The organism is Pseudomonas sp. GW101-3H06, from assembly GCF_059424605.1.
In genome coordinates, this window is sequence record NZ_JBWKZO010000001.1 from 2,468,063 (window position 1) to 2,493,232 (window position 25,170).

Here is a 25,170-nt window from a genome sequence, read left to right on the forward strand (position 1 = left end):
CGCTGATCTACCCGGCCCCTGAATCTGGGGGCGATCTTTCCCCGCTAGCGGGTGTTATTCCCCAATCATTGTTCCCGGTCATGGCGACTGAATTGGTAAGCCATTGTTTTTCCGGGTATTAGCATCTTTGTATAAAAAAGTTACAAGCTGGCGAGGCTTTTGCAGAAGCACCATCACCTTCTTCACGCACATGAGGCGCTGGTGATGGACAGAAGAGCGCGCGCTCCCTTCACGTGGTTGTTGACGCCAAGGATCGAGGTGTCGACATGAATCCGCATACACCCCGTTCACGTGCCTTGGGCATGCACCTAGTGCTCTTGTTGGCTACCGGTTTGCTGGTCAGCCAGCTGCTGATCGCCAAACCGACACCGTCGACACCCGCACCCATCCCCGCATCAGCACCTGTGGAAACAGCCATCGTCGACTCCGCCAGCCCGTGGGGTGGCGACTATTTCCCCAACACCCTGCTGACCGACCAGGACGGTCGGCAGGTGCATTTTTTCGATGACCTGATCAAGGGCAAGGTGGTGGTGATCAATTTCATCTTCACCTCGTGCAGCGATTCCTGCCCGCTGGAAACCGCGCGCCTGCGCCAGGTGCAGAAACTGCTCGGCGACCGGGTCGGCAAGGACATCTTTTTCTACTCCATCAGCATCGACCCCTTGAGTGATACCCCCGCGGTGCTCAAGGCCTATTCGCAACGCTTCCAGGTCGGGCCCGGCTGGCAGTTCTTCACCGGGGACTTCGCCGATGTCACCGAGTTGCGGCAAAAGCTCGGGCTGTTCATCGAAGGCGTGGACAACGGACGCAGCAAGGACCACAACCTGAGCCTGATTGTCGGCAACCAGCAAACCGGTCGCTGGATGAAAGCCTCACCCTTCGAGAACCCATGGATCCTGGCCGATCAACTGGCCAACACTTTGCATAACTGGAAACAACCGAGCATTGCGCAAAGCTACGCCAACGCCCCCGAGATTCGTCCGCCGAGCAACGGCGAAGAACTGTTCCGCACTCGTTGCGCTTCGTGCCACAGCCTAGGTCCGTTGGACGGGCAGGGCATCGGCCTGCGCAGCATCGGCCCGGACCTGATTGGCGTCACCCGTCAACGCGACCCGGCCTGGCTCAGCCGCTGGATCCGTGAGCCGGACCGTATGCTCGCGGAAAAAGACCCGATTGCCATGGAGCTGTTCGAACGCTTCGACAAGATTGCGATGCCCAACCTGCGCCTGGATGAGAAGTCCGCGCAATCGATCATCGACTTTTTACAGGCGGAAACCGATCGTCAGCATCCGCCGTCAACCCCTTTGGCCGGCAATGAAGTACCTGACCGTCATCACGCAACAGCGACCCCCGGGCAGACCCGGGTGCAATAGTGGCGAAATAACACTCGCTCGACCTTCAGAGGCGGGCAATGCCACCTACACTGATCCGAAACGCAGCTGAAAAGGCTTGAAGACTCGTAACAAGGACCGTCCAATGCAGATACTGGAAGAACAAAAAGTACCTGCGCCGACCCCCCCGGCAGCAGGAGGCAAGGAGTGGCGAGCGCCGTTCAATCTGGTGCGCTGGTTCTCCCTGGCAAGCTTTTTCATCATCGCCGCGGTAGCGCTGGGACTGGGCTACATTTCCACGCGCTTCGTGGTGGAAGAGAGCATCGAACGCGACTCGATGCTGACCGCGCAATTCATACAGGCCATCGGCGATGCGGAAATTCGCCATGCCCAGATCACCCCGAAACGGACCATGGGCGAGATGCTCGACCCACGGGATGAAAACGCTTACCCGGATGTCAATCCGGCGGCACGTGCGTCATCGCGCGTCGAGTTTCTCGATCATGTGGAACACCTGCCGGACATTCTGCTGGCCACGGTGTACGCCCTCGATCGTACCGTCGTCTGGTCGACGAACCCGGAGCTGATTGGCGTGCGTATCAAAGACGATCAGGAGCTGGACGAGTCCTTCGAAATGAAAGAGGCCGTGTCCACCAGTTATCACGAAATCGATGAGGAGCGCCCCGAACAACGCCTGCTGCGTGAACCGCAGTACCTGTTCATCGAGAACTACATTCCGATGTTCAACGCCGACAAAAGCAAAGTGATTGCCATGGTGGAAATCTACAAGGAGCCGGTGGACCTGGTGGAGCGCATTCAGCGCGGGTTCAAGGCCATCTGGCTGGCGACCCTGCTTGGCGGGGCGGCGATTTACCTGGGCCTGTTCTGGATCGTGCGCCGCGCGGCCATGCTGCTGCAGAGCCAGCAGAAACAATTGGTCGCCAATGAAACCTTCGTCGCTCTGGGGGAAATGTCCTCGGCGGTGGCCCACAGCCTGCGCAATCCATTGGCCAATATCCGTTCCAGCGCCGAACTGGCCCAGGAAATCGGCAGCCAGGCGGCGCAGAAAAACATTGGCGACATCATCAGCCAGGTCGATCGCATGTCGCGCTGGGTCCGTGAGCTGCTGGTGTCGTTGCGACCGGTCAATGATGACCATGAACATGTCGACCTGGTACTGACCATCGAAGACGCCCTGGGGGCCTTCGAATCGCTGATCAAGCGCTCGAATGTAGAGGTGCGCTTCACGCCCAAAAGCGTTCCAGCGGTCGTCAGCCATCAGGTGCTGCTCACGCAAATTCTCAACAGCCTGTTTGCCAATGCCCTGGAGGCCATGCCCACCGGCGGCGTGTTGAGCATTGATCTTGAAACACCGGTCCCCGGTCAGGTGAGCGTTATCCTCAACGACACCGGCAAGGGCATGACCAAGCAGCAACAGCAAATGGTCTTCAAGCCGTTCTTCACCACCAAACAAGGTGGGCTGGGCGTGGGCCTGGCGCTGGTCAAAAGAATAATGGAGCGTTTCGAAGGCTCGGTCCAACTGACCAGCCAGGAGCAGGAAGGAACCCGCGTTTGTCTGAATTTTAAAGTGGCAACGGGAGGGGAGTATGGAACGCAGCATACTGCTGGTCGAGGATGATGAACTCCTCGCCGAGAATATCCAGACGTACCTTGAGCGCAAAGACTTCGAGGTGACAGTCTGCCACTCGGCTGAAGACGCACTGGAGCAATTGAGGACCTTTGCTCCCGACGTGGTGCTGACCGACAACTCGTTGCCCGGCATGAGTGGTCACGACCTGATCCAGAAGCTGCGCATCAGGGCACCGGAACTGAAAGTGATCATGATGACCGGCTACGGCAATGTCGAGGACGCCGTGGTGGCGATGAAGGAAGGCGCGTTTCACTACGTGACCAAACCCGTCGCGCTGCCGGAACTCAAGCTGCTACTGGACAAGGCCCTGGCTACCGAAAGGATGGAGCGCACGCTGTCGTTCTATCAGGAGCGCGAGGCGCAGAAATCCGGGGTGCAGGCGCTGATCGGCGAATCGGCGCCGATGGTCTACCTCAAAGGCACCATCGCCCAGTTGCTCGACGCCGAGCGCCGGATGTCCAACTCCGACCTGCCACCGGTGCTGGTGGAAGGCGAGACCGGCACCGGCAAGGAGCTGGTGGCCCGTGCCCTGCATTTCGACGGCCCGCGTGCCAAAGGTCCGTTCATTGAATTCAACTGCGCTTCGATTCCCTCCAACCTGGTGGAGTCGGAGTTGTTCGGTCACGAGAAGGGGGCCTTTACCGACGCCAAGGATCGTCGCGTCGGGCTGGTGGAAGCGGCTGACGGCGGCACGCTGTTTCTCGATGAAGTGGGGGAAATGGACCTGCTGTTGCAGGCCAAGCTGCTCAAGCTGCTGGAAGACCGGACCATCCGCCGGGTCGGTTCGGTCAAGGAGCGCAAAGTCGATCTGCGGGTGATCAGTGCCACCAATTGCAACCTCGAACAAATGGTCCAGCAGGGCAAGTTTCGCCGCGACCTGTTTTTCCGCCTGCGCATCATCTCGATCAAGGTGCCGCGCTTGTATGCCCGCGGTGAAGACATCCTGTTGCTGGCCCGGCATTTTCTGGCCACCCACGGCAAACGCTATGGCAAACCGCATTTGCGTTTCAGCGAACAGGCCGAAGAGTTGCTGCTCAACTACAACTGGCCGGGCAACGTGCGCGAGTTGCGCAACATGCTGGAGCAGACCGTGCTACTGGCGCAAAGCGACATCGTCGCCGCCCATCAGCTGAATGTCTGCATGAGCCTGGTGGATGAACCGCCGCCGTATCAACACGAGCTGCCCCCCAGCGAACCACGCGCGGCTTACAACGGCACTGAGTCGATGAACCTGCCGGAAGTCGAACGCGACATGGTGCGCAAGATGCTCGACAAGACCGACTGGAACGTTACCAAGTCCGCACGGCTGCTCGGCCTGAGCCGCGACATGCTGCGCTACCGGATCGAAAAGCTCGGCCTTGCGCGCCCGGACAAACGGCAGTGGTAGAAGGGCAGTTGCGAGCCGCAAGCTTCAAGCTGCAAGTCAAGAGCAGTTACAAAGCAGGACCCGGCGTGCTCAGGCAGGCCAGCATGCACCTCGGGTCGATCACTTCCTGGTTCACGTAGACGCCGCGCTCTGAATCGTAGGTGCGGATGAACACGCGAACGGTGGCATCGGCCACCGTGGGCAACCGTGAGTCGGAAAACACGTGCTCGCTGGAAACCGGGATGAACGTCTGTGGCGAAGTCGGAATGTACGACCCCGGCGGCACGGTGTTCAGCGAAGGAGGGGCGGGGTGGGCGAAGGGTTGATCGGCCCCGTAATAATTGAACTCACTGCTCGACTGCTCGGTTTGCATCGGGCTGTCGTCCGCCCGTGCGCAGGTGGCGGCGGTCAGGCAAAGGGCAAGCATCAGCATCTGTTCGGTCTTGTTCATGGCAGCACCTGTGACATCGGTTTTCGCGCATATCCCCAAGGACATTAACTATAGCGTCCCCTGGCGGAGCGAGCAGGCTCCTGCAGCTGCTACAGTCGTGGCTCAACCATTCGATTTGGACATGCGCAATGGACATGCCGACAAAAGAACAAGCCATCGCCAGCAACCGCGATGCCTGGAACGACTCCGCACGCCACCACATGGACAGCCCTGACTGGCAGGTGCTCTTGAGCGCCGTGGGCCGGTCGGATTTTACCTGCCTGGATGACACCCTGACCGCTGTATTGGCCGAGGTCGGTGTCGATGGCAAGGATGTGGTGCAACTGGGCTGTAACAATGGCCGCGAAAGCCTGTCGCTGTTTGCCCTAGGCGCCCGGCAGGTGGTTGGTGTCGACCAGTCCTCGGCGTTTCTCGACCAGGCGCGGGAACTGGCGTCACGCTCGCCCCATGCGCCTGCCTTCGTCGAGGCCGATATTCACCGTTTGCCCCTTGAGCTACAGAGCCGTTTCGACCTGGCGTTGATCACCATCGGCGTATTGAACTGGATGCCGGACATTGGCGAATTTTTTCGCCATGTGGCTCAGGCACTGAAGCCGGGAGGGGCGCTGGTGGTGTACGAAACCCACCCGTTCCTGGAAATGTTTGACCCCGAATCCACCGATCCCTTCGCCCTGGCCAGTTCGTATTTTCGCAGCGAGCCGTTCGTGCAGACCGAGCCGATCGTCTACGAGGGCAAAGTCGAACAACAGGCCGCGCCGTCGTACTGGTTTGTCCACACCCTGAGCGCCATCTTCAACGGCGCCCTCGCGGCAGGTCTGAACATCCGCCATTTCAAGGAATACCCGCATTCCAATCGAGAGGAACTGTACGACCGTTACCAGCAGCGGGAGGCGCAGTTGCCGATGTGTTTTACGTTGGTGGTGCAGAAGGGTTGAGAAATGTATTGCTTCGACTGACGCTTTCGCGAGCAGGCTCGCTCCCACATGTTGATCGGTGTCGAACACAAGTGCTGTGCGCGACGAGGATCCACTGTGGGAGCGAGCCTGCTCGCGAAGAAAATCACGCGGTCTCTCGGATAGAACCTTGACTCAAGCCTGCGCCGCCGCTGTCACCACCGGCCGCCCCGGTTTGCGCAGCGGTTCCAGGCGTGAACCGGTGTAGCGGGTTTCGCGGAAGAAGCGCCAGCGGCCGAACAGGCCGTAGACGTGGGTGACGCGTCCCTGTTCGTGATAGCCCATGCGGATATGCAGTTTCAGGGCCGGGATGTTGTGGGTTTCGCAGACATCCACCACCTTGTTGCAGCCCTGGGCCGCCATCGTTTCCCACAGGGCGATCTGCACGTCCACCGACAGGCTGCTGCCAAAGTAGGCGCGGATCATTTCGCCACCGAACTCGAAGAATTCACCGGGTTTGACCGGGAACCAGCAGCCGTAGTAATGGCGGTCGTGGTAGTCGCGAGTGCTGCCCCAGATGAACCCGATCGCATCACCGTTTTCATCGACATACATGTGCCCGGTGTGACCTTCGGCAGCCAGTTCGGCCATGGTTTGCACACGGTCACCGAAGTGTTTGGCAAACGCCGTGGCGTTTTCCGGGGTGATGATGACCTGGCGCACGCCGGAGTAGGGACGCAGCTTGTGTGGTGGTACCGGGCTGACCAAGTCACGCTCCATCCACAGCAACTCCCAGTGGAAGAACACGTAGCGTTTCCACAGCGTACCGAACGTGCGGCTCAGGCCTTTTTGTTTGATTCGTTCGCGGAGTTTGTCGATCAGGCTCATGAAGCCCTCCTTGGCCGGGATTGGCCATGCTTTGGGTGAAGGTACTGTTGGGTATAGATCACGCTGGACGTGGCAAGGAGACGCCTTTACCAGCAATTTGTTTCAATATGTGTTTCAGTATTGACAAATATTTTCCGGCGTCAAAAAGCCGTGCTCCGGGTGTTCCGGAGGGGCTTTTTTGGGGGGGAATCGGTGCCTGGAGAGTTAGTCCATCACCGTCTCTACGCGACTGCCGAAAGTGCGACCTGCAGCGCCGTAGGCGACCCTCGGCACACCCGGCAAACGCTGCTCCAGCAGCGCGCTCAATGACTCGCCCTGATCCAGATAGGCATCGCCGAAATCGGCGCCGAGCTGATTGGGGTGGGCGACGATCTCCAGCAGGCCGTCACTGGGTGGCGCGGCGTTGCGCAAGTCCACCGGGGTGCAGACGTAGTCGGCGGTGGCCCCGGCCAGGCTGTTCAGACGATGGTTGAGCAATTCCTTGAAGATGCGCTTGGGCAGGCTCAGGTTTTGCCCCAGATTGCGCGCCAGCCTCACGGGAACGCCCTGGCGGGCGGCAAAGCGCGCAACGATCTCGCCGATGGGCCAGATGTTATGTACGTGTTGATGGGAGTCCAGATGGCTGGGGCGTACGCCGTTATCCACACAGCGTTGCCATTGGGCTTCGAGTTCTTCCTCCACCGCCAGGCGATCCTGGCGACCCAGCCAGAGGCGGGTGCGGGACAGGTTGAGGTCGAACACGCCGGCACTGTCGCAGAAGGTGCGGCGCGTCAGAATGCGCCGGCTGACCGGGTGGCCGTAGGTGAGGTTGAAGTGCAGCCCGATGCGTCCTTCCAATAACGGATGCTGGGCCAGGGCACAGGCCGCTTCGAAGGCCGGCATGTTGGCCATGGCGGTAGCGGAACTGATGATCCCGGCCTGGAAAGCCCCCAGGATCACCGCGTTTTCACTGGCACTGAGGCCGAAATCATCAGCGTTGACTATGACTTGGCGTGGCATGTTTACCCTCCAGGTGTTTGTCGGTGGCTGCAGGCGGCTTGGGCCCGGGGACAGGCGCAGGCGTTGCGGCGGGTACAGGGGCGCTGGACGCTGTCGCGCGCCGGGCCCGCCATTGCTGCAACAAGGGTTTGATGCGGTACCAGACCCGCTGGGCAAGCCCCAGGGCCAGTCCGCTCGGGCGCCAGGAATAGAAGCTCCAGCGCCAGTGTTCCAGTTGCCCGGTCATGCGTTCATGCAGTTGATGGCTGGAGTTTTCCAGGCTGACCCGCGACGCATCGATCCAGTGCCAGTGGTCCTCCAGACCCCAGCGAATCCATTCTTCGAGCAGCACCCGACCACTGCCAAGGTCGGCGTGTTGCGGCAGGAAGGCCAGGTTGTAATCGTACAGCCGGCCCTGTTCCAGCAAGCCGAGGCGGTAGCTGATGCAACGCCCGTCCAGCTCCAGCATCACCACGCGTACCCGCCCTTGGGCGGCGAGGGCGGTAAAGGCGCGGTCCATCCATCGGCGGTGGCGCTCGTCGGAAAAAATGCCCACGCCTTCATCGCCTTTCCAGCTCACCGCTTCGACTTCGCCGATGACCTTGAGCAACGGACCCATGGTCGTGGCGTCGGGAGTGATGCGCCGCACTTGCGCGCCACAGGCGGCAATGCGTTTGCGTGCCCGGCGCAGTTTGTAGCGCGGGTCGCCGGAGACTTCCCGATGATCGGCGTCGCTGATCAGGTGCACCGGCACGCGACAACTGAGGCGGCGTTCAGCCGTGGAGCTATGGCCCATCCATTCGCTCAGGGCGCTGGCGGCACCTGGCGGTTCACAGAATTCATTGAGTTGCAGTAAGGCGTGGGGGAGTCGACGACGGATCTGCGTCAACGCTTTGCCCATGCCCTCGGCGTCCAGGCTGGCGAGTAGCGCGAGGCGGTCGGCGAGGGGATATCCGAGGTGATGCAGGACCCGAAACGGCAGTCCGCCGAAGCGTTCGACGGACGCCACCAGGGGCAGGCACAAGACCAGTTGTTGGCCCTGCCAGCCGAGCAGAACGTGCAAGCGTTCGCCGGCCCTCAGGGCGTGTTCCGATGCAGACATCCAGGCCAGCGTGTTGAACGGCGTGTGGTCCATCACTTGCAGGCGCAGCACCTCATAGGCTGCTGCGGGAAAATCTGCGGCGCACAGCGACGTCTGCCATTCAAATCGCACTGTCATGGGTTCAGGCTACCTCAGCTTTCACGGTGGGTCGTTCCGGTTTACGCAAGGCATCCAGGCGCGAGCCGGTGTAGCGGGTTTCGCGATAAAAACGCCAGCGGCCAAACAGTTCATACACGTTCATGATTCGGCCCTGTTCCGTGTATCCCGTGCGTATATGCAGTTTCAGGGCCGGGACGTTGTGCCACTCGCACACATCCACCACCTTGTTGCAGCCCTGTGCGTGCATGGCTTTCCACAGTTCCGTTTGCAGGTCCATCGACAGCTTCGTGCCCCAATAGCCCCGGCTCAGTTCCCCGCCGAACTCGAAAAACTCGCCTTCCTTCACCGGGAACCAGCAACCGTAGTAGTGACGATCGTGGTAGTCGCGTGAGGCGCCCCAGATGAACGCTACCGCATCACCGTTTTCGTCCAGGTGCATCTGGCCGGTGTGACCCTCTTTGGCGAGTTCGGTCATTGTCGCCACACGGTCGCCGAAGTGACGGGTAAACGCTGCGGTGTTGTGCGGTGTAATGGCGACGACCTGCAACGGCGGGTAAGGCTTGAGTCTGTGCGGTGGTACGGGGCTGACCAGATCGCGCTCCATCCAGATCAGTTCTTCATGAGAGAACACGAAGTGCTTCCATATTTTTTTCAAGGTGGCCCGCAGGCCTTTTTGTCTGATGTGGTTACTGAGTCTGTGCAAGACACTCATGGTGTTGGCTCCTGACGGGTTGGCCCGAAAGTGGAGTGGTCCAGCGCGCGGCTCGGTGCCTGCTGCGCTGCCAAACAGTAGAGCGGCGGTCATGAAGCGGTCCAGGTCAGGGCGAACAGCGTTTGCCCTGGCAGCTCGAAGCTCACGAGACCGTCGTTGCATTTCACAGGTGCGTCGCGGCTGCGGTTGTCCGCGCCGAAATAACGCAATGATCCACGGGTCAATGGGCAGCGCGCCCCTTTCAGTTCCACACGCTGCAAGCGCGAACCCTTGTTGACCCCCAGCAAGCTGCGTTTATCCTCCTCGGCCATGGCCAGCACGTCGACCTCAAAGGCGGTGTTTTCCAGGGTCATCACGCTGTGCAGCCAATGCTGCTGAATGAATTGCTGGGCGAGGCCGATGGGTTTGAGTTCGAAACGGTCGTCGCCGTGGACGCGGATCATGCCCTTGGGGTACTCGGGCTCGTCGGCAGCCTGGAACCAGTTGAGCATCTCCAGCAAACCGTCCTGGGACGAATTGATGACCACCGACGCCCACCACAATGAGGCGTAGTGGGTTTCCTGATCGTACGGGCTGAGGCTGGAACCGCTGGACATGTTGGTCTGGTCCAGCAGCAAGGCCTTGCGTGGCCGGCCGTTGGCGTCCAGCCCCACCAGGTCGGCGGCGCGGCGCACGCTGTCGCGATAGACCCGGGTCGCCAGCAGGTCGCGGACCATCCATTCGTGCCAGGCCAGGGCATCGACCTTGTCGCCGGATTCGGCCAGCAAGCGCCTGGACCAGTCGATGCCGCGCTTGTCGGCGGCGTTGTTGGCGAAGGGGCCATTGACCAGCCGCGAACTGGCAGGCATGGCGATGCGCACGCCGGCTTTGGCGTTGTCAGGGTTACTGCGCACCTGACGGGCCATGCTGTTGAAAATGCTTTGGTAGCTGGCGTAGTCCGGATAGTTGAGGTTCGGCTCGTCGGCAAACCCGATGTAATGAGTGCCTTTGCCGCCCAGGGCGCGGGTCGCGGCGAGCCAGGCGTCGAGGCCGGCGTTGCTGGTGGTGTCGGCGCGCAGATCGGCCTGGCGTTGGCTGCCGGCCAGCAGGGTGAGGTCCTGCTTGATGCCGAAGCGGTCCTGGTACAGCCGGCGGAAAAGGTCTTCGTAGTGCGGTTGCTTCGCGGTGATGTCGACGAAACTGTAATAGAGGGCGGCCTGTGGCTTGAGCGCATCGAGCACGGCATAGCTGGAGGGCGGCGGCATCACGTAGGGCAGGGCGATGCCCAGGTTCGGTGTGTTGCCGAGGACTTTGTCGTGCAGGGTCAGGCGGGTCTGGCCGTCATCTTCGCGCAGTGGTTTGAGCTGCTGCGGATTCTGGGCAAACAGGTTGGCCGTGCCGTCGAGCCAGAACGCCACTTTGCCACTGCCTTGCAGGCGCAGGCGCCAGACCTGATCGGCGTTGGCCACGGGCAAGGCCACCTGATCGAACTGCCAATACGCGCGGTACGGCTTGAGCGCCAGCGACAACTGTTTTCCGTCGCCGACACGCTGGGCCTGCAGGGCGCCGACACCACCATGGAACTTGCCGGCCAGCACCGCGTGCTCACCTGCCGCGACCTTGAAATACAGCTCGTCGCCATCGCGGGTTTCCGCGCTGAAATGCACTTTGGCCGGGGCGAACAACGCTACCGTGCGCTCATCGTGCTCGACCTTGTAGCGACGGAAACTGTAGCCGGGAATCTCCAGCCGATAACTGGCGGCGCCCGGTTCCAGCGGCCAACGCTGGCTGCCACTGGATTCGCTGGCAGCAATCGTGCGTTCACCCGCCAGCTTGCCCTGGCCGTCGAGCAGATACAGGTGTTCTTCGTTGGCATCCGCTTGCCACGCCGGCACCCAGCGCACGGTCAGGGTGTCGGCGCGATCCGCTTGCAGGTAGAGGCTGCCGTCGCGGATGTCGGACCAACGCACAGGCGCGGCCAACGCGTCCAGGGACAGGCCCAGGCTCACCGCCAGTGCAAAGTGTTTCATGCCGACTTCCGTTGTGCTGACTTAAGTTGCAGAGCTTGCAGCATCGGTACCACGTCGCGGGGGAGGATGATCAGGATTTGCCAGACCGGCACCTGGCTCAAGCGGCAATACAGCACCAGCAACGCGATGGTCACCGCCAGGTAGGCGATGGACGAAGCCGCCGCCGCACCGACAATGCCGTAGCGGGGGATCAGCAACAGGTTCAGCGCCAGGTTGAGCAAGGCGCCAAGGCCCATCAGCAGAGAAATCGAACCGGGCCGGTTCTTGCCCAGCAGATCCAGGCGCAGGATGCTCGCGTAGCACAGCCCAAGCAGCCCCGGCAGCAGCGCCAGCAAGGCTGGGTAAGCCGGCTGATAGTCAACCCCGAACAAGGTGACGATCAGCCATTCGCCGATCACCGCCATGGTCAGGCACGCACCGAGCATCACCGTGGCCGTCAGGCGCAGGGCCAGCGGTGTGACTTTTTCGATGCCTGCTTCCTGTTGCAACAGGCGCTTCATCAAGGGCGTCGTCACCGCTTCCGGGACGATCAGTAACAATTCGGCGGCGGCGCTGGCCATGGCGTAATGACCCAGCGCAGTGCTGCCGAGCAGGGCGCCGATGAACAGGTAGTCGGAGCGCAGGATCATTTGCTGGAACAGCAGGTCGGGATGGCTGCGGGCGCTGTAGCGCAGCAGTTCGTTCTGGCTGCTGCGGTCCCATTGCAGGGTCAGCGGCTGGTTGCGCTTGAGCCACAACCAGCCGACCAGTACCACCAGGCTGATACCCGCCAGCCAGCTGATCAGCGCAGCTTCGAGTGCGGCGCTTTTCCACATCCAGAACAACGCGAGAAACAGCAACAGCGGTGCCAGCGACTCGATCAGGCGCAAGACATTGAACGCCACCACGCCGCCCGAGGCGTTGTGCAACGTCAGCAGCCCACTCTTGAGCACGGTCAGCGGCACCGCCAGCAACAACAGCCAGGCCAGCAGACCGAGTTGCGTGGTGATGTCGAGTTCGCTGCCGAACTCACGGGTCAGCGCCACCACCAGCAAGGTCAGCAAACCGGCCAGCAGACAACCGAATACCAGCACCTGACTCAGCAACAGCCCCATGGGCCGTTGCTTGGCCGCTTGATAACCCACCGCGGAATTCAGCCCGCCACTGGTGGCGGCACTGATCAGATCGGGCAGGGTGCTGAGCAGGGCGAACAGGCCACGTTCGCTCGGCCCGAGAATCCGCGCCAGCAACACGTTGCGCAGCAGGCGCAGGGCGATCATCGCCAGTTTGGTGCCCATGCTCAGGGCCAGGTGTTTGAGGTAGCTGCTGCGGCTCATGGGCGGCCCCCGCGGTAGATGCGCCAGGACAGCAGTTCAGGATTGCGCGCGGTGCGCTGGCTGACGCCGAACCGTGGCAAGGCCAGCGGATCGCAAGTGTCACGATAAATTCCGGTGCCGGTGCCCAGGGCAAACGGGAAGTGATGCTCGGCCACGTGTTGCCGCACCCGTTCATCGTTGTCGCCATTGGGGTAGCAGTACACCGGCAGCGGCCGGTTGCAGCTGTTCAACAGTGCCTGGCGACTGCGGCTCAGCTCTTCATCCAGCCGTTGATCGTCGAGGCCGGTGAGGATCGCATGGCTGGCACCATGGGGACCGAAACGCACCAGGCCGGAGGCTTCCAGCGAGCGTACCTGATGCCAGTCCAGCGCTTGTGGCAGCGATTCCTGCGGGCACTCTTCGGTCAGGCGATTGAGATCCTGAGGGGATAAGGTTTTCAGGTTTTGCAAAAAGTGCAGGAGCGCCAGGCTGCGCCGCTGTACGTCCGGGTCATCGCACAGCACCGGCAACGGTCGACCCATTTGCTGCAGGCATTCGATCAAATGCAGGCGGGCCTTTTCACCGTGGCTGTTCCACAGGGTTTCGCCGATGCTTTCCCACCAGAAGCGCTGGCGGCTGCCGATGAAATCGGTGGAGAGAAAGATGCTTGCCGGCACTTGGTATTTTTGCAGCAGCGGGAACGCATGCACCGCGTTATCGCGCCAGCCGTCGTCGAAGGTCAGCGTTACTTTGGGCCGCTCCGAACGCAAGCTGCCCGGTTGCAGAATCTCCATCAGCGGCACGCAGTCGAAATGCTTTTTCAGCCACACCAGCAAGTGCTCGAAGGCCTTGGGGCCGACGCACAGTTCATTGCGATGGGGCAGGTCGGCGGCGCGGTCATTGGGCAGTACCCGGTGCAGCATCAGGATTACTCCGGCGCCATGCAGTTGCTGGCGTCCGACCGAGGAATTGAGGTAGAGCCAGCCGCTGGTGCGTTTTAATAATTGTTTGATCGCCATGGCACGTTCCTCTCATCGATTTTGCTCGGGGTTCCATTGCGCATAACGCTGACCGCGCAGGAACTGCCACAGACCGATGCTCATCCCGGCGAGGGTCACCAGAAGGAATGCGGCAAGGCGAAAGGGTTTGGGCAAGCGGTGTTGCGAATCCAGCAGACCGGCGATGGCCACCGTGTAACCGAGCAATTGGGCGACCAGACTCAGGCGATAAAAACCGTGGTCGTCCCACAGCCAGAGATTGCTCAGCAGCAGCGGCAGCAACAGGATCGGCGCCAGGCGCCGGATCAACTTGTGGCTGATCAAGGCGATGGCATACAGGCCATGTTTGAGCGGATTGAGCAGTTCGCGGCGCTGAGCCAGGCTTTGCAATCCGCCGACGGTCACGCGCTGGCGGCGACGGAATTGCTTGTCGGCTTCATCCACGCCGGTGTCGATCACCCGGGCTTGCGGCACGTAAATGATCCGCTTGAACGCCACCGGCGCGCAGGTGCTGATAAAGAAGTCATCGTTGACCTCCGCCGGCACGTCCTGGAACAACTCGCGGCGCAGGGCGAGCAGGGCGCCATCGGCAGACACCATGCAACCGGTGCGGTTTTCCACCTTGCGCAGCCAGCCTTCGTAATGCCGATACAGGCTGTCGCCGATGCTCAGGCCTTTACCGGTGACGGGAATCAGCATGTGCCCGGCGCAGGCGCCCACCTTGGGATCGGCCAGCGGGGCGAGCAGGTGGCCGAGGGTGTCGGTGGACCATTGGTTGTCAGCATCGGTGAACACCAGAATGTCGCCGGTGCTCAGAGCCGCGCCGGCATTCAGGGTCGCCGCCTTGCCCTGGCGCGGCAGGTCGAGCACGGTGATGCGCGGGTCGATGACCTTTTGCGCGCAGGCCACGGTGTCGTCGGTCGAGCCGTCGCTGGCCAGGATGATCTGCAGCGAACGCGCCTGATAATCCTGGGCCAGCACGGTACGCAATTTTTCTTCGATGTGCCGGGCTTCGTTGTGAGCGGCAATCACGATGCTCACGTCCATCGGCGCTGCCGGCCCATGACGCCGCGCCGGAAAAAACGGCGCCAGCAAGGTCAGCAGCAGCGGGTAGCCGAGGTAGGCGTAGACCGGTAACAACAGGCACGACCAGAAAATGAATTCAGCCACGGGCAGGCCTCCTGGCATTCCATTGACACAGACTGAGAAGGAACGCGGCGCCGGCCAGGTGCAGGCGCACCCAATGCAGGCCCCACAGTTGCAGAATCAGACCGAAATCGCGGTGTTTCAGGCTCTGGCGCAGGCTCAACACCAGCGCCGGCAGGCTGGTCAGCAACAACAGCATCAGCGCCAGCGGCCACTGGCCGTGGGCGAGGGCGAACATCGCGGCGATGTCCAACACCCAGGCGGCGATCGACAGCATCGGGAAACGCAGCAAGCGCAGAGTCATGCCATGGCTGCGCAGCAGCTGCAGATGACTGCCCTGGCGCCAGAACTCCTTGCCCATCCATTCGCGCCAACTGCCCTCGTATCCCCAGTGCAGGGCGACGCTTTGATTGACCGACAACAGACGTGCGCCGGCGTCGGCCAGGCGCATGGTGAAATCCTTGTCCTCACCGGTGCGCAGGTTTTCATTGAAACCACCGACCTTGTCGAACCAGTGACGGCGCATCAGCAGGTTGGCACTGGGCAGCCAGCGCACGGACTGCACCGTTTCGGCACTGGGGCGCAACATGCGGCGTTGCCAGGCGTTGGCGTACCACGGGGCTTCGGCGGGGGTGTGCAGGTCCAGTCCCAAGATGTCGACCTGCACCGCGGTCTGGATATTGAGCAGCAGGGTGATCCAGTCTTCGGGCATCTCGATATCGGCATCGATGAACGCCAGCCATTCCCCGGTGGCGACGGCCGCTCCGCGATTGCGCAGGGCGCCGATCAACAGGCCGGGCATGTCCAGCACCTGCGCGCCGAACTGCCGGGCAATCTGTGGGCCTTGATCGCTGGAGCCGTTGTCGACCACGATCAACTCGCATTCGATGCCGGCGGAATCGGCGGCATGCTGCGCTGCGATCAGGGTCCGGGTGATGTGCCGTGCTTCGTTGTACATCGGGATGACGATACTGATGCGACTCATGCCTTGGCCTCCAGCGTCGGACTTTCTTCGGCTTTCAGACGCAGCACGCTGGTCATGGCAAGCATGATCCACACGTACTTTTGATTGGGTGCGCTGAGGAACATCAGGAACAGCGTCAGCGACAGATAACTCATGCCCAGGTGGGTCAACAGATCGGCCTGTTGCCAATTACGCCGCTGCAGCCAGGCCTGCCGGGCGCGCGTCAGGTTGTACAACCCCAGGGCCAGCATGCCGACGAACAACAGCCCGGCCGGAACCCCCAGTTCACTGAAGATTTCCAGGTAGGTGTTGTGGGCGCGGCGGTACAGGTCGCCGATTTTGCGGTTGGCGGAAAACGCCTTGGCGTACCCGGTGGTGGCGTAGTGCAGCGGGAATGTGCCGGGACCGGTTCCCAGCAGCGGGTTTTCACGGATCATCTGGCTGCCGACCACGATGTACGAGGCGCGGCGGCCGAGGGATTCGTCCTGTGCCTTGGCACCCGAACTCAGAATGCTCAAAGACTGGATACGTGCAACGTAACCGGGCGGCATCGCATAAATCGCCAGTGGAATCACGATGGCCAGGCCGAGCATGACAAAGCCCAGGTGCCGCGGACGAATGTGCTGCAGGTGCGCGCGGTAGTGCCAGGCGCCAATCATCAGGCTCAGGAACAACACCACCAGTCCCGAACGCGATTCGGTCTTGGTCATGCCGCCCAGCAGCAGAATGAAGCAACCCAGCCAAAAAACGCGATGCAGCCAATTCGGCCCGCGAATCACCAGCAGCAGCGCCAGCGGCACGGCGAAGGCGATCAGCATGGCAAAGGCGTTCGGGTCCTCCAGCAGGCCGGCGGCGCGGCCCTGGTCCTGATACTTGCTGGAGAACATCGCCAGCGCGCAGGTCAGGGTGACGCTGAGGGTCACCAGCCGGGCAAACATCTCCAGGTTCATTTCACGGCCGATCAACAGGGTGAGCACAAACAGGATCAGGCCGACGCTCAGTTCCCGCAGGTGCCCCATGGACATCGCCATGTTGTCGGTCGTGAGCGTGCTGAGCAGGTACAGCGCCAAGAACCCGACCAGGAAGCGCCAAATGTTGCTGCGCAGGCGCTCGGACGGAATCTGGTGCATGGCCAGTTGCAACATCAGGATCAGCACCAGTGACGCGCCGATCAGTTTGGTGCCGGACAGCGCGCTGTCCTTGAAGAAGCCTTCGAGGGGTATCAGTGCCGCGATACCCAACAGGCCCCAGGCCGGTTTTCGGTACAGCACCGCGACACCGACTACGCCCAACACCGCTCCCGGTGCCAGAAACGGATAAGGAGTGGCCAGCAAAACGAGGCTGACCAAGCCGAGCAGACTGACGATCGAGAGCGGAAAAATCACGCGCGTGCCTCCCGTGCGGTACGGATATAAAGCTGCGACCAGTGTTCAGCCAGGGCCTTGAGGTCGTAGCGATCCAGTTGCGTACGTCTTGCGTTGTCGACCAGTTCGCGCGCCAGCTCCGGGTCGCGCAGCAGGGTGCCGATCTGGCGGGCGAGGGCGGCGCAGTCGGCGGGGGGCGCCAGCATGCCGTTGTGCCGGTCTTCCAGCACATCGGGAATCCCGCCGACGCCGAACGCCACCACCGGTACCCCGGCCTGCATGGCTTCGAGCAGAATCATTGGCGTGCCTTCGGTGCGTGAGCTGATCACCAGCGCGTCGAGTTGCCGCCACCACGGGCGCATGTCGGTTTGATAACCCGGCAGCGAGATGCGCTCCTGCAACCCTGCTTCATTGATTCGCGCCAACAGATTGTCCCGTTCCGGACCGTCGCCGAGCATCACGGCATCCAGTTGCGGGTATTGCTGACACAGCGCAATCAATGCATCGAGAAACAGGTCCGGACCCTTTTCACTGCTCAAGCGCCCGACGTAACCGGCCAGCCAGCGCTGCCGTTGCGCAGTGTGCGGTTGCGGATCGTGGGTGGCGGGCAAGCCGTTGGGGATCACTTGCAGTTTCTCCGCCCGCACGCTGGCCTGACGGCACAGCGTGGCAATGCTTTCGGCGACACACACCACCCGGTTCACCGATCCGGTGCGGCACAGCTGCAGGCTCAGCCAGGTGTAGAACTTCTGCTTGCGGCTGCGCGGTGTGAAGCCGTGCTGGGTGATCACCAGCGGCAGGCGCAACAGGGTTGCGCCGACCCAGCCGAACAACAGCCCTTTGAAATTGTGCGTATTGATCAGTGGCCGCTCGGCCCGCCGCTGGCGCAAGTGCGCCAGCAACGCCCCCAAACCGGTGCAGCCGCGACAGTCCACCCCCGCCTCGCGAAACCGCGCGAGCAGCTCGTACGGTGCATCAAGAAACAGCACCTGATGCTGCCCCGGCGTCGCCAGGCAGTGGTCGAGCAACATACGCTCGGCCCCGTAGAACCCGCCGCTGCTGAGCAAATGAATGATCGGCAGCGACCGGCTGTTAGGGGAGGGGAGTGGCGCGTTCAATTGCGCACCCAATGCACAAAGCGGGGTACGCCCCAATTCCTGTGCGGGTTGTTCGGCTCCACGCTCTGATCGTTGATCACCAACAGCACCGGCAAGCCCAGTTCATGGGTGATTTGCGCAGGATGCTTGAAGCGGTGATCGAAGAACTCACGCACGTAGACCAGGGCAATCGCCAGTAACAGGCCGGTAAACAGCCCGAACGGGATGATCAGCAGCGGTTTTGGAAAGGCCGCTTCGGTCGGTTCGAACGGCGGGCTCAGGACCCGGGCGTTGGACAGGTCGTTGTCCAGCGAACGGGAAGTGCTGCTTTCGGCAAAACGCTGGGCGTAGGTGGAGAACGCCGCGTGCAGGGCGTCGATCTCGGTGTCCATCTGCCGCAGCTTGCTCTGGGTTTCCTGCAACTGCCGGATGCGGTTCTTGAACTCGGCAATGCGCGCGGTCTTCTGGTCGATCACCGAGCTGACAATCGCCAGGTCGTTGGTGCGTTCCTGAATCCGGTTGCTCACCACCTTGAGGAACTGCTGGCGGGTGCGGGCGATTTGCTCGCGGGTCAGCAGCATCGGTTCACTGCTTGGCTGGAAGATCGCCAGGTCATTCATGTAGCGGCTGACCTGGGTGGTCAGCGCCTCACCCATCTGCTTGATCTCGCGATCTTCGAAGGCGACGTTGTCCACGGTGGTGGTGAAGGTGTAGGGGAAGGTGTAGTCGTTAAGCTTGGATTCCTTGGCGGCGGCCAGGCTGGTTTTCAGGTAGTCGAGCCAGCGTTGGCTTTGCAGCAGGCGATCGCGGTACAGGTTGAGCGCTTGCTCCTCGGTGTTGATGGCGTTGAGGCGGAAGGTGATTTCTTCCTTCGGATCGGACGAGCCGACCGCTCCGAGCAACGTTTGCCGGTTGCTTTCCAGGCCATTGAGACGCACCTGATATTGCATCTTCTTGGTTTCGTAGAAACTCTGTGGCAGGTCGATCGATTGCAGTGCCTGACGGCTCACCAGGTAGTTCTGCAGCAGCGCCGCAACAAACTTGGTGCCCTGGGCCGGATCCGGGAAGCTGTAAATGATCGAAATCACGTTGGAGCCCGGCAGGGTTTCGATTTTCAGGCTGTCGATGGCTTCCTGGGTCAGGCCGTCGAGCACAGTGTCACGCACCGGATCGGTCTCCAGGCCCAACGCGGCTTTCATCGGGTTGATCACGCGTTCGCGCAACGGTGTGCTCACCCAGGTTTTGAACGGCTGGGTCACCAGTTTGTTGAACACTCCGGGCGGCTGGGTGTACTCACCCTTGTCCCGCAGTTCGCTGATGGTCTGCCGGATCAACGCCGGCGAGCGCAGGATATTGCTCTCGGTTTCCATGTCGGCCAGTGACGGCGGAATGAATTGGGCGTTTTCCTGATTCAGCGACGTGGTGGCGTCACCCTGTGAGAGTTTTTTCGACTGCACGATCACTTGGGCGGTGATATCAAAGCTCTGTTTGAGTACCAGCGGCAAGACCAGTGCGATCACTGCAAAGACCAGGAATACGCGCTTCACCAATTGCTTGTTGGCGAAGAAGATCCTGAAGAACTCGTGCAGGTAGTTTTCCTTTGGATTCATGTCAGGTCACCTGAGAGTTAGTTGTTGTCGCTGTCTTTGTTGTCGACGCGGTAGCCGAAGCTGAAGCCGACACCCTGGAACAGCACCACATCCGCCAGTTGCCGCGCCAGTTCACCGGCGCTGGCCAGTTTGGTCTTGGGCACGTAGAGCATGTCGTTCGGTTGCAGGTAGGCAATCTGCGAGGCATCGCCGGACAGGGCTTGTTCCACGTCGTACCGGTGGGCCACTACCTGGTTACCGTTGCGGCGCATGATCATCACCGAATCCAGGCGTGCCTTGACGTTGGAGCCACGGGCCAGGGTCAGGGCTTCGAGCACCGAGACCGGGCGGCGGATCGGATAGGAGCCTGGTTGGCCGACTTCGCCCAGGACGTAGATTTCGTTGCCCGAAGTGGACTTGAGCAGCACGTCGACGGTCATCCGTCCCGGCAGTTGCGCGTAGCGTTGGTTGAGGAAGGTTTCCAGTTGATTGACGGTCATGCCTTGCAGCGGCACGGCGCCGATTTCCGGGAAACTGGCATAGCCATCGGTGCCTACGGTGATCTCCCGGCTCATGCCGGTGCCCGGGTGGTTCAGCGCGCTCTTGAGGTTCGACTCGTTGGTCAATGGGCTGATGATCTGCACCGACAGCTGATTGCGATTGGGCTGGAACAGTTGTTTGCGGTTGTAGGCACGCTGGATTTCCTGGCGTGCTTCATCCGAGGTCAACCCGGCAATTTTCACCGAGGTGTTGGCGCCCGGCAGTTCAATCGTGCCGTCCGGCAGCACCAGTTGATTGCCGTTGAGCTGGCTGGCGGCAGTGAAGTTCAGGCCGACCTGGTCACCGGATTGAATGCGGTAGGCATCCGAACCGCTGGTGCTGATGTGAAAGATCACATCCAGCACATCCTGAGGGCGCAAGGTTTGCTCGACCTTGGGCATGTCAGTAGCCTGAGCGTTGGCCGGTGAGGCCGTGAGAATGTTCACCGGCATGTTCTGGGGTTCGGAAGTGCTGGTGCAACCTGCAAGCGGCAGCAACAGCAGGACAAGCATCTTGGCGTTCATTGGCGTCATCCTTTTTGCAGTTGCTTACAGGTTTTTGTACAGCCACTTGGGCATGTAGTACTTGCGCCGGTTGAACACGCTGCCGACCATTTTTGCCCCGGCCTGGGTCAGGCGCTGCACCGCGGCCTGTGCCACTTCCCAGCGGGTGTCTTCGGAGCGCACGACCATGATCACGCCGTCTACCTGGGTGCTGATGACCAGTGTGTCGGCGGCCGAATACACGGCGTCGCCGTCGATCACCACGAAGCGATAACGGCTGCCGAGCTCATCGAGCAATGCGCTCAGGCGTTCCGGTGTCAGGTGCTCGTTGCCTCGTGCAAACCGGCCGTTGGGCAGGATATGAAAGGGCATGCTCGACACGTCCACCACGCAGTCCTGCAACAGCGGCGGGTTCTGGTGGTTGAACAGCAGGTCGCGCAAACCGCGCTCCTTGGTCAACCCCAGTTGCTGCGTGAGGTTGGTCGACGACTGGCTGGCGTCCACCAGCAGTACCTGGCCGCTGCTCATTTGCGCCAGCTGGGTGGCCAGCACCAGGGCGCTGGTGGTCGTGCCCGCGCCGGGGTTGGCGGCGGTCAGGAACAAGATGCGCAGATCCTGATCGAGCACGGTCGAGGTCAGGTTGGACTCACTGGGGTTGGCGATGCTGAGACTCTTGGTAGTTGAACCGTCCATTAGCTTGCTCCATGGCCGCTGAATACTTTGAAGGGGGTTTTCAACAGGATCTTCAGATCAAGCAGCAGGCTCTGCTCGGCGATATAGCTGAGGTCCAACTCAACGCGCTGGTCGAAGTCGATGTTGCTGCGTCCGGAGATCTGCCAGAGTCCGGTCATGCCGGGGTAGATGCTCAGTCGCGCAAGGTGATTGTCTTTGTAGCGATAAGCGTTGAATGAGGTCGGCCGGGGACCGACCAGGCGCATGTCGCCGGTCACTACATTGAACAGGTTCGGCAGCTCATCGAGGCTGGTACGGCGCAGGAAGCCGCCGATGCCGGTGATGCGCGGATCCTTGTCGATCTTGAAATCGATGGCGTCGGCACCGTGCTTGTTCAGGTGACGCAGCGATTCCTTGAGTTCCTCGGCGTTGGCCACCATGGTGCGGAACTTGTACATGCCGAACATACGGCCGCGGTAGCCGGTGCGTTTCTGCACGAACATCACCGGTCCCGGACTGGTGAGCTTGATCGCCAGCGCAAGGCCCAGCAATACCGGGGAGATCAGCACCAGGATCACCAGCGCACCGAGGCAGGCGAGTACGCGGTTGGTTCGCGACAGGGTCCATGGCCGACCACCGTCCCGGCCTGTCACCCAGCCGCGGCCCTGCATGTGGATCGCTGCGTCGAGGCGCATTCGGTGTTCGGGGTCCAGGCGCTTGTCACGGCGCAACAGTTGGATCGGCACACCTTTTTCATGTCCAGTCATTGAGCAGTCCTCCGCTGGAATTCAGCCGCAAGCGGCGCGTAGGGGATAGGCAGTGGGTAGTAGTCGCGGAACCAGGCAATGAAGCGTCCGAGTCCCTCATCCAGCTCGACACGGGGCTGGAAACCGGTGGCACGGGCCAGGTCGCTGGCATCGGCGCAGGTGTTGAGTACGTCGCCGGGTTGCAGGGGCAGCAACTCGACCTGGGCTTTTTGTCCCAGGTGTTTTTCCAGCAGAGCCAGGTAGTCCTTGAGTTCTACCGGGTGCTGGCCGCCGATGTTGTAGATTCGCCACGGCGCCATGCTGCTGGCCGGGTCCGGTTGCTCACGGTCCCATTCGGCATTGGCCTGTGGTGGCTGGTCGATCAACCGGGCGATGCTCTCGATGATGTCGTCGATGTAGGTGAAGTCGCGTTGGTGCTCGCCGTAGTTGAACAACTTCAGCGGCTTGCCTTCAGAGATCGCCCGGGCGAACTGGATCGGCGACATGTCCGGCCGGCCCCAGGGGCCATACACCGTGAAAAAGCGCAGGCCGGTGCAGGGAATGCCGAACAGGTGGCTGTAGCTGTGGGCCATCAGCTCGTTGGCTTTCTTGGTCGCGGCGTACAGCGATAGCGGGTGATCGACGCCGTCGCGCACCGAATACGGCGTGTGTTGGTTGGCGCCGTACACCGAGCTGGACGAGGCATAGATCAGATGCTTGACCGGGTGGTTGCGGCAGCTTTCGAGGATGTTGAGGAATCCGTTCAAGTTGCTGTCGAGGTAGGCGCGAGGGTTCTCCAGGGAGTAACGCACCCCGGCCTGGGCCGCGAGGTTAATCACCACCTCGGGTTGTTCACGGGCAAACAGGGTCTCGATGGCCGAGGCATCGGCCAGGTCAATGGTGGTGAGCTGGAAACGGCCGACCTGTTCCTGCACCCAACGCACGCGATCGTGCTTGAGTTGCGGGTCGTAGTAGTCGTTGAAGTTGTCCAGCCCGACCACCTGATGTCCGTCGCGCAACAGCCGCAACACGCAATGGGCACCAATGAATCCGGCGGCTCCGGTCACGAGAATCTTCATGGGCGCGACGCCTCGGGCACGACGTGGCGCAAGCCGATGCCGCTGTAGTGCAGGCCGGCCGCTGCCACATGTTCGGGGTTGTACAGATTGCGCCCGTCGATGATCACCCGCGAACGCAGTTTGCTTGCCAGCAGGTCGAAGTCGACCACGCGGAAGTTCTTCCATTCGGTGCAGATCACCAGCGCGTCGGCATCTTCCAGGGTGTCGTCGCGGGTCGCACACAGATGCAGGTCCTTGCGGTAGCCATAGATGCGCCGGCATTCGGACATGGCTTCCGGATCATAGGCCTGCACGCTGGCGCCTTCGGCCCACAGCGCATCCATCAGGTAACGGCTGGGCGCTTCGCGCATGTCATCGGTGTTGGGCTTGAAGGCCAGGCCCCAGATCGCGATGGATTTGCCGGCCAGCCCTTGGGGAAACTGCGCCTTGAGTTTGCTGAACAGGATTTGGCGCTGGCTGTCGTTGACGTCAGTGACACTGCGCAACAGACGCAGCGGCATGCCATTGTGTTCGGCAGTGTGCAGCAGGGCGCGCAGATCCTTGGGGAAGCACGAGCCGCCGAAGCCGCAACCGGGATAGATGAAGTGGTAGCCGATGCGCGGGTCCGAGCCGATGCCTTTGCGTACCGCTTCGATGTCGGCCCCCAGCAGTTCGGTGAGGTTGGCCAGTTCGTTCATGAAGCTGATGCGCGTGGCGAGCATCGCGTTGGCGGCGTACTTGGTCAGCTCGGCGCTGCGGTTGTCCATGAACATGAGCTTTTCATGGTTGCGGCAGAAGGGGGCGTACAACTCGCTCATCTGGTTGCGGGCAGTGTCGTCTGCGGTGCCGATGATGATCCGGTCCGGACGCATGCAATCGGCCAGGGCACTGCCCTCCTTGAGAAACTCCGGGTTGGACACCACCCGCACCTGCAGCGAACCCTTGTCCCGGCGCTGCAGTTCTTGCAGGGCGGTCGCCGCGACCTGGTCCGCGGTGCCGACCGGCACGGTGGACTTGATGATCAGGGTGCGATCGGCCTCCATGAAACTGGCGATCTGCCGCGCTACATTGAGTACATGGCTGAGGTCGGCGGAGCCGTCTTCATCGGCGGGCGTGCCGACGGCAATGAAGATCAACTCGGCGTGTTCGACGGCGTCGCTGGCCTGGGTGGAGAAGAGTAACCGGCCGGCCTTGATGTTTTCTTCCAGTGTACCGGAGAGTCCAGGTTCACTAATTGGTGGAACAGCTTGTTGCAACTGTTTGATCTTGTTCGGATCAATGTCGACACATAAGACGCGATGTCCAACATCCGCCAGTGCCGCGGCTTGTATAAGGCCAACGTAGCCCGTACCAAATACGCTCACGTCCATATTGGCGTGCCTCGTAAGTCGGTGGAAAGATCAAAAATGAGACTGTCAAAAGGGGTATAGCCCAGCCTTGGGAAAACATGTCAGCAAACTGACATGTTAAAGAGCTAATACACCCCCAGTTTTGGGGGGCCATTTGCCATCAAACGCTCGGCCCTGCTGGCTTAGCCGGATTTTTTAGCGATCGCGAAGATTTTCAACAAAGCGATAAACGGTCGTAAGGCTTGAAATACAAGGGCTGTAGGCCGTTTAGTGTGTCAGAAATGAGACGATTATTTTTTGACGCTTTCAGCTGATTTTTTGACGTTTCTTGCGCTTTGATGGCTCGATGCTAGTGTCAAAAAATGGCCG

General features: G+C 61.3%; 22 protein-coding genes. 4 read left to right on the top strand and 18 right to left on the bottom strand.

Annotated elements, in window-relative coordinates; all coding sequences use genetic code 11:
• The first annotated feature begins 266 nt into the window (after positions 1-266).
• The 3 genes from AC07ZE_RS11295 (at position 267) to AC07ZE_RS11305 (ending at position 4,369) form a co-directional block, all read left to right on the top strand.
• Positions 267-1,373: an SCO family protein gene (locus tag AC07ZE_RS11295; protein ID WP_207264395.1), complete on the top strand. Its 1,107-nt coding sequence runs from the start codon at positions 267-269 to the stop codon at positions 1,371-1,373.
• A 103-nt stretch (positions 1,374-1,476) separates the two neighbouring features.
• Positions 1,477-2,970, top strand: coding sequence for a sensor histidine kinase (locus tag AC07ZE_RS11300; RefSeq protein WP_207264396.1), 1,494 nt, complete (start codon positions 1,477-1,479; stop codon positions 2,968-2,970).
• Positions 2,939-4,369, top strand: coding sequence for a sigma-54-dependent transcriptional regulator (locus AC07ZE_RS11305; protein ID WP_207264398.1), 1,431 nt, complete (start codon positions 2,939-2,941; stop codon positions 4,367-4,369). The genes AC07ZE_RS11300 and AC07ZE_RS11305 overlap by 32 nt, the downstream gene beginning before the upstream one ends.
• Before the next feature lie 46 nt (positions 4,370-4,415).
• Here the strand turns inward: AC07ZE_RS11305 and AC07ZE_RS11310 are convergent, their stop codons facing one another.
• Positions 4,416-4,799, bottom strand: a complete 384-nt coding sequence (locus tag AC07ZE_RS11310; RefSeq protein WP_207264401.1) for a hypothetical protein — start codon at positions 4,797-4,799, stop codon at positions 4,416-4,418.
• A gap of 128 nt (positions 4,800-4,927) precedes the next feature.
• Between AC07ZE_RS11310 and AC07ZE_RS11315 the strand changes: the two genes are divergently transcribed.
• Positions 4,928-5,734, top strand: a complete 807-nt coding sequence (locus tag AC07ZE_RS11315; protein ID WP_207264404.1) for a class I SAM-dependent methyltransferase — start codon at positions 4,928-4,930, stop codon at positions 5,732-5,734.
• Between the two features lie 153 nt (positions 5,735-5,887).
• Here the strand turns inward: AC07ZE_RS11315 and AC07ZE_RS11320 are convergent, their stop codons facing one another.
• The 17 genes from AC07ZE_RS11320 to AC07ZE_RS11400 form a co-directional block, all read right to left on the bottom strand.
• Complete coding sequence (locus AC07ZE_RS11320) at positions 5,888-6,580, bottom strand: GNAT family N-acetyltransferase (protein WP_207264407.1); 693 nt, start codon at positions 6,578-6,580, stop codon at positions 5,888-5,890.
• A 204-nt stretch (positions 6,581-6,784) separates the two neighbouring features.
• Positions 6,785-7,579 (bottom strand): ChbG/HpnK family deacetylase, encoded by a 795-nt coding sequence (locus tag AC07ZE_RS11325; RefSeq protein ID WP_207264410.1) that lies wholly within the window; start codon positions 7,577-7,579, stop codon positions 6,785-6,787.
• Entirely contained in the window at positions 7,551-8,777 is a 1,227-nt protein-coding gene (locus AC07ZE_RS11330) for a GNAT family N-acetyltransferase (RefSeq protein WP_207264413.1), read from the bottom strand. Before AC07ZE_RS11330 ends, AC07ZE_RS11325 begins: the two co-directional genes overlap by 29 nt.
• A gap of 4 nt (positions 8,778-8,781) precedes the next feature.
• On the bottom strand, positions 8,782-9,471 hold the full coding sequence (locus AC07ZE_RS11335) for a GNAT family N-acetyltransferase (RefSeq protein ID WP_207264415.1): 690 nt from the start codon (positions 9,469-9,471) through the stop codon (positions 8,782-8,784).
• A gap of 89 nt (positions 9,472-9,560) precedes the next feature.
• Positions 9,561-11,480 (bottom strand): hypothetical protein, encoded by a 1,920-nt coding sequence (locus AC07ZE_RS11340; RefSeq protein WP_207264419.1) that lies wholly within the window; start codon positions 11,478-11,480, stop codon positions 9,561-9,563.
• Entirely contained in the window at positions 11,477-12,796 is a 1,320-nt protein-coding gene (locus AC07ZE_RS11345; RefSeq protein ID WP_207264422.1) for a lipopolysaccharide biosynthesis protein, read from the bottom strand. The genes AC07ZE_RS11340 and AC07ZE_RS11345 overlap by 4 nt, the downstream gene beginning before the upstream one ends.
• Entirely contained in the window at positions 12,793-13,794 is a 1,002-nt protein-coding gene (locus AC07ZE_RS11350) for a polysaccharide deacetylase family protein (protein ID WP_207264436.1), read from the bottom strand. The genes AC07ZE_RS11345 and AC07ZE_RS11350 overlap by 4 nt, the downstream gene beginning before the upstream one ends.
• Before the next feature lie 12 nt (positions 13,795-13,806).
• Positions 13,807-14,943 (bottom strand): glycosyltransferase, encoded by a 1,137-nt coding sequence (locus tag AC07ZE_RS11355; RefSeq protein ID WP_207264439.1) that lies wholly within the window; start codon positions 14,941-14,943, stop codon positions 13,807-13,809.
• Positions 14,936-15,904: a glycosyltransferase gene (locus AC07ZE_RS11360; protein ID WP_207264442.1), complete on the bottom strand. Its 969-nt coding sequence runs from the start codon at positions 15,902-15,904 to the stop codon at positions 14,936-14,938. Before AC07ZE_RS11360 ends, AC07ZE_RS11355 begins: the two co-directional genes overlap by 8 nt.
• Positions 15,901-17,268, bottom strand: a complete 1,368-nt coding sequence (locus tag AC07ZE_RS11365) for an O-antigen ligase family protein (RefSeq protein WP_207264445.1) — start codon at positions 17,266-17,268, stop codon at positions 15,901-15,903. The genes AC07ZE_RS11360 and AC07ZE_RS11365 overlap by 4 nt, the downstream gene beginning before the upstream one ends.
• On the bottom strand, positions 17,265-18,377 hold the full coding sequence (locus AC07ZE_RS11370) for a glycosyltransferase family 4 protein (protein ID WP_404940865.1): 1,113 nt from the start codon (positions 18,375-18,377) through the stop codon (positions 17,265-17,267). The genes AC07ZE_RS11365 and AC07ZE_RS11370 overlap by 4 nt, the downstream gene beginning before the upstream one ends.
• A complete protein-coding gene (locus AC07ZE_RS11375) occupies positions 18,362-19,954 on the bottom strand; it encodes a GumC family protein (RefSeq protein WP_207264451.1) in 1,593 nt (530 codons plus the stop codon). Before AC07ZE_RS11375 ends, AC07ZE_RS11370 begins: the two co-directional genes overlap by 16 nt.
• A gap of 17 nt (positions 19,955-19,971) precedes the next feature.
• Positions 19,972-20,997 (bottom strand): polysaccharide biosynthesis/export family protein, encoded by a 1,026-nt coding sequence (locus AC07ZE_RS11380; RefSeq protein ID WP_207264454.1) that lies wholly within the window; start codon positions 20,995-20,997, stop codon positions 19,972-19,974.
• Positions 20,998-21,021: 24 nt separating this feature from the next.
• A complete protein-coding gene (locus AC07ZE_RS11385; RefSeq protein WP_207264457.1) occupies positions 21,022-21,669 on the bottom strand; it encodes a CpsD/CapB family tyrosine-protein kinase in 648 nt (215 codons plus the stop codon).
• Positions 21,669-22,415 (bottom strand): sugar transferase, encoded by a 747-nt coding sequence (locus AC07ZE_RS11390; protein WP_207264461.1) that lies wholly within the window; start codon positions 22,413-22,415, stop codon positions 21,669-21,671. The genes AC07ZE_RS11385 and AC07ZE_RS11390 overlap by 1 nt, the downstream gene beginning before the upstream one ends.
• Positions 22,412-23,473 (bottom strand): NAD-dependent epimerase, encoded by a 1,062-nt coding sequence (locus AC07ZE_RS11395; protein WP_207264464.1) that lies wholly within the window; start codon positions 23,471-23,473, stop codon positions 22,412-22,414. Before AC07ZE_RS11395 ends, AC07ZE_RS11390 begins: the two co-directional genes overlap by 4 nt.
• The gene (locus AC07ZE_RS11400) at positions 23,470-24,822 is read right to left on the bottom strand and encodes a UDP-glucose dehydrogenase family protein (protein WP_207264466.1); all 1,353 of its coding nucleotides are present in this window, start codon (positions 24,820-24,822) and stop codon (positions 23,470-23,472) included. Before AC07ZE_RS11400 ends, AC07ZE_RS11395 begins: the two co-directional genes overlap by 4 nt.
• Between the last annotated feature and the right edge of the window lie 348 nt (positions 24,823-25,170).

Excerpts from the sequence above, each read along its gene's own strand:
- AC07ZE_RS11295 (WP_207264395.1), top strand. The coding sequence starts at position 267 with ATGAATCCGCATACACCCCGTTCACGTGCCTTGGGCATGCACCTAGTG.
- AC07ZE_RS11300 (WP_207264396.1), top strand. The coding sequence starts at position 1,477 with ATGCAGATACTGGAAGAACAAAAAGTACCTGCGCCGACCCCCCCGGCA.
- AC07ZE_RS11305 (WP_207264398.1), top strand. The coding sequence starts at position 2,939 with ATGGAACGCAGCATACTGCTGGTCGAGGATGATGAACTCCTCGCCGAG.
- AC07ZE_RS11310 (WP_207264401.1), bottom strand. The coding sequence starts at position 4,799 with ATGAACAAGACCGAACAGATGCTGATGCTTGCCCTTTGCCTGACCGCC.
- AC07ZE_RS11315 (WP_207264404.1), top strand. The coding sequence starts at position 4,928 with ATGGACATGCCGACAAAAGAACAAGCCATCGCCAGCAACCGCGATGCC.
- AC07ZE_RS11320 (WP_207264407.1), bottom strand. The coding sequence starts at position 6,580 with ATGAGCCTGATCGACAAACTCCGCGAACGAATCAAACAAAAAGGCCTG.
- AC07ZE_RS11325 (WP_207264410.1), bottom strand. The coding sequence starts at position 7,579 with ATGCCACGCCAAGTCATAGTCAACGCTGATGATTTCGGCCTCAGTGCC.
- AC07ZE_RS11330 (WP_207264413.1), bottom strand. The coding sequence starts at position 8,777 with ATGACAGTGCGATTTGAATGGCAGACGTCGCTGTGCGCCGCAGATTTT.
- AC07ZE_RS11335 (WP_207264415.1), bottom strand. The coding sequence starts at position 9,471 with ATGAGTGTCTTGCACAGACTCAGTAACCACATCAGACAAAAAGGCCTG.
- AC07ZE_RS11340 (WP_207264419.1), bottom strand. The coding sequence starts at position 11,480 with ATGAAACACTTTGCACTGGCGGTGAGCCTGGGCCTGTCCCTGGACGCG.
- AC07ZE_RS11345 (WP_207264422.1), bottom strand. The coding sequence starts at position 12,796 with ATGAGCCGCAGCAGCTACCTCAAACACCTGGCCCTGAGCATGGGCACC.
- AC07ZE_RS11350 (WP_207264436.1), bottom strand. The coding sequence starts at position 13,794 with ATGGCGATCAAACAATTATTAAAACGCACCAGCGGCTGGCTCTACCTC.
- AC07ZE_RS11360 (WP_207264442.1), bottom strand. The coding sequence starts at position 15,904 with ATGAGTCGCATCAGTATCGTCATCCCGATGTACAACGAAGCACGGCAC.
- AC07ZE_RS11375 (WP_207264451.1), bottom strand. The coding sequence starts at position 19,954 with ATGAATCCAAAGGAAAACTACCTGCACGAGTTCTTCAGGATCTTCTTC.
- AC07ZE_RS11380 (WP_207264454.1), bottom strand. The coding sequence starts at position 20,997 with ATGAACGCCAAGATGCTTGTCCTGCTGTTGCTGCCGCTTGCAGGTTGC.
- AC07ZE_RS11385 (WP_207264457.1), bottom strand. The coding sequence starts at position 21,669 with ATGGACGGTTCAACTACCAAGAGTCTCAGCATCGCCAACCCCAGTGAG.
- AC07ZE_RS11390 (WP_207264461.1), bottom strand. The coding sequence starts at position 22,415 with ATGACTGGACATGAAAAAGGTGTGCCGATCCAACTGTTGCGCCGTGAC.
- AC07ZE_RS11395 (WP_207264464.1), bottom strand. The coding sequence starts at position 23,473 with ATGAAGATTCTCGTGACCGGAGCCGCCGGATTCATTGGTGCCCATTGC.
- AC07ZE_RS11400 (WP_207264466.1), bottom strand. The coding sequence starts at position 24,822 with ATGGACGTGAGCGTATTTGGTACGGGCTACGTTGGCCTTATACAAGCC.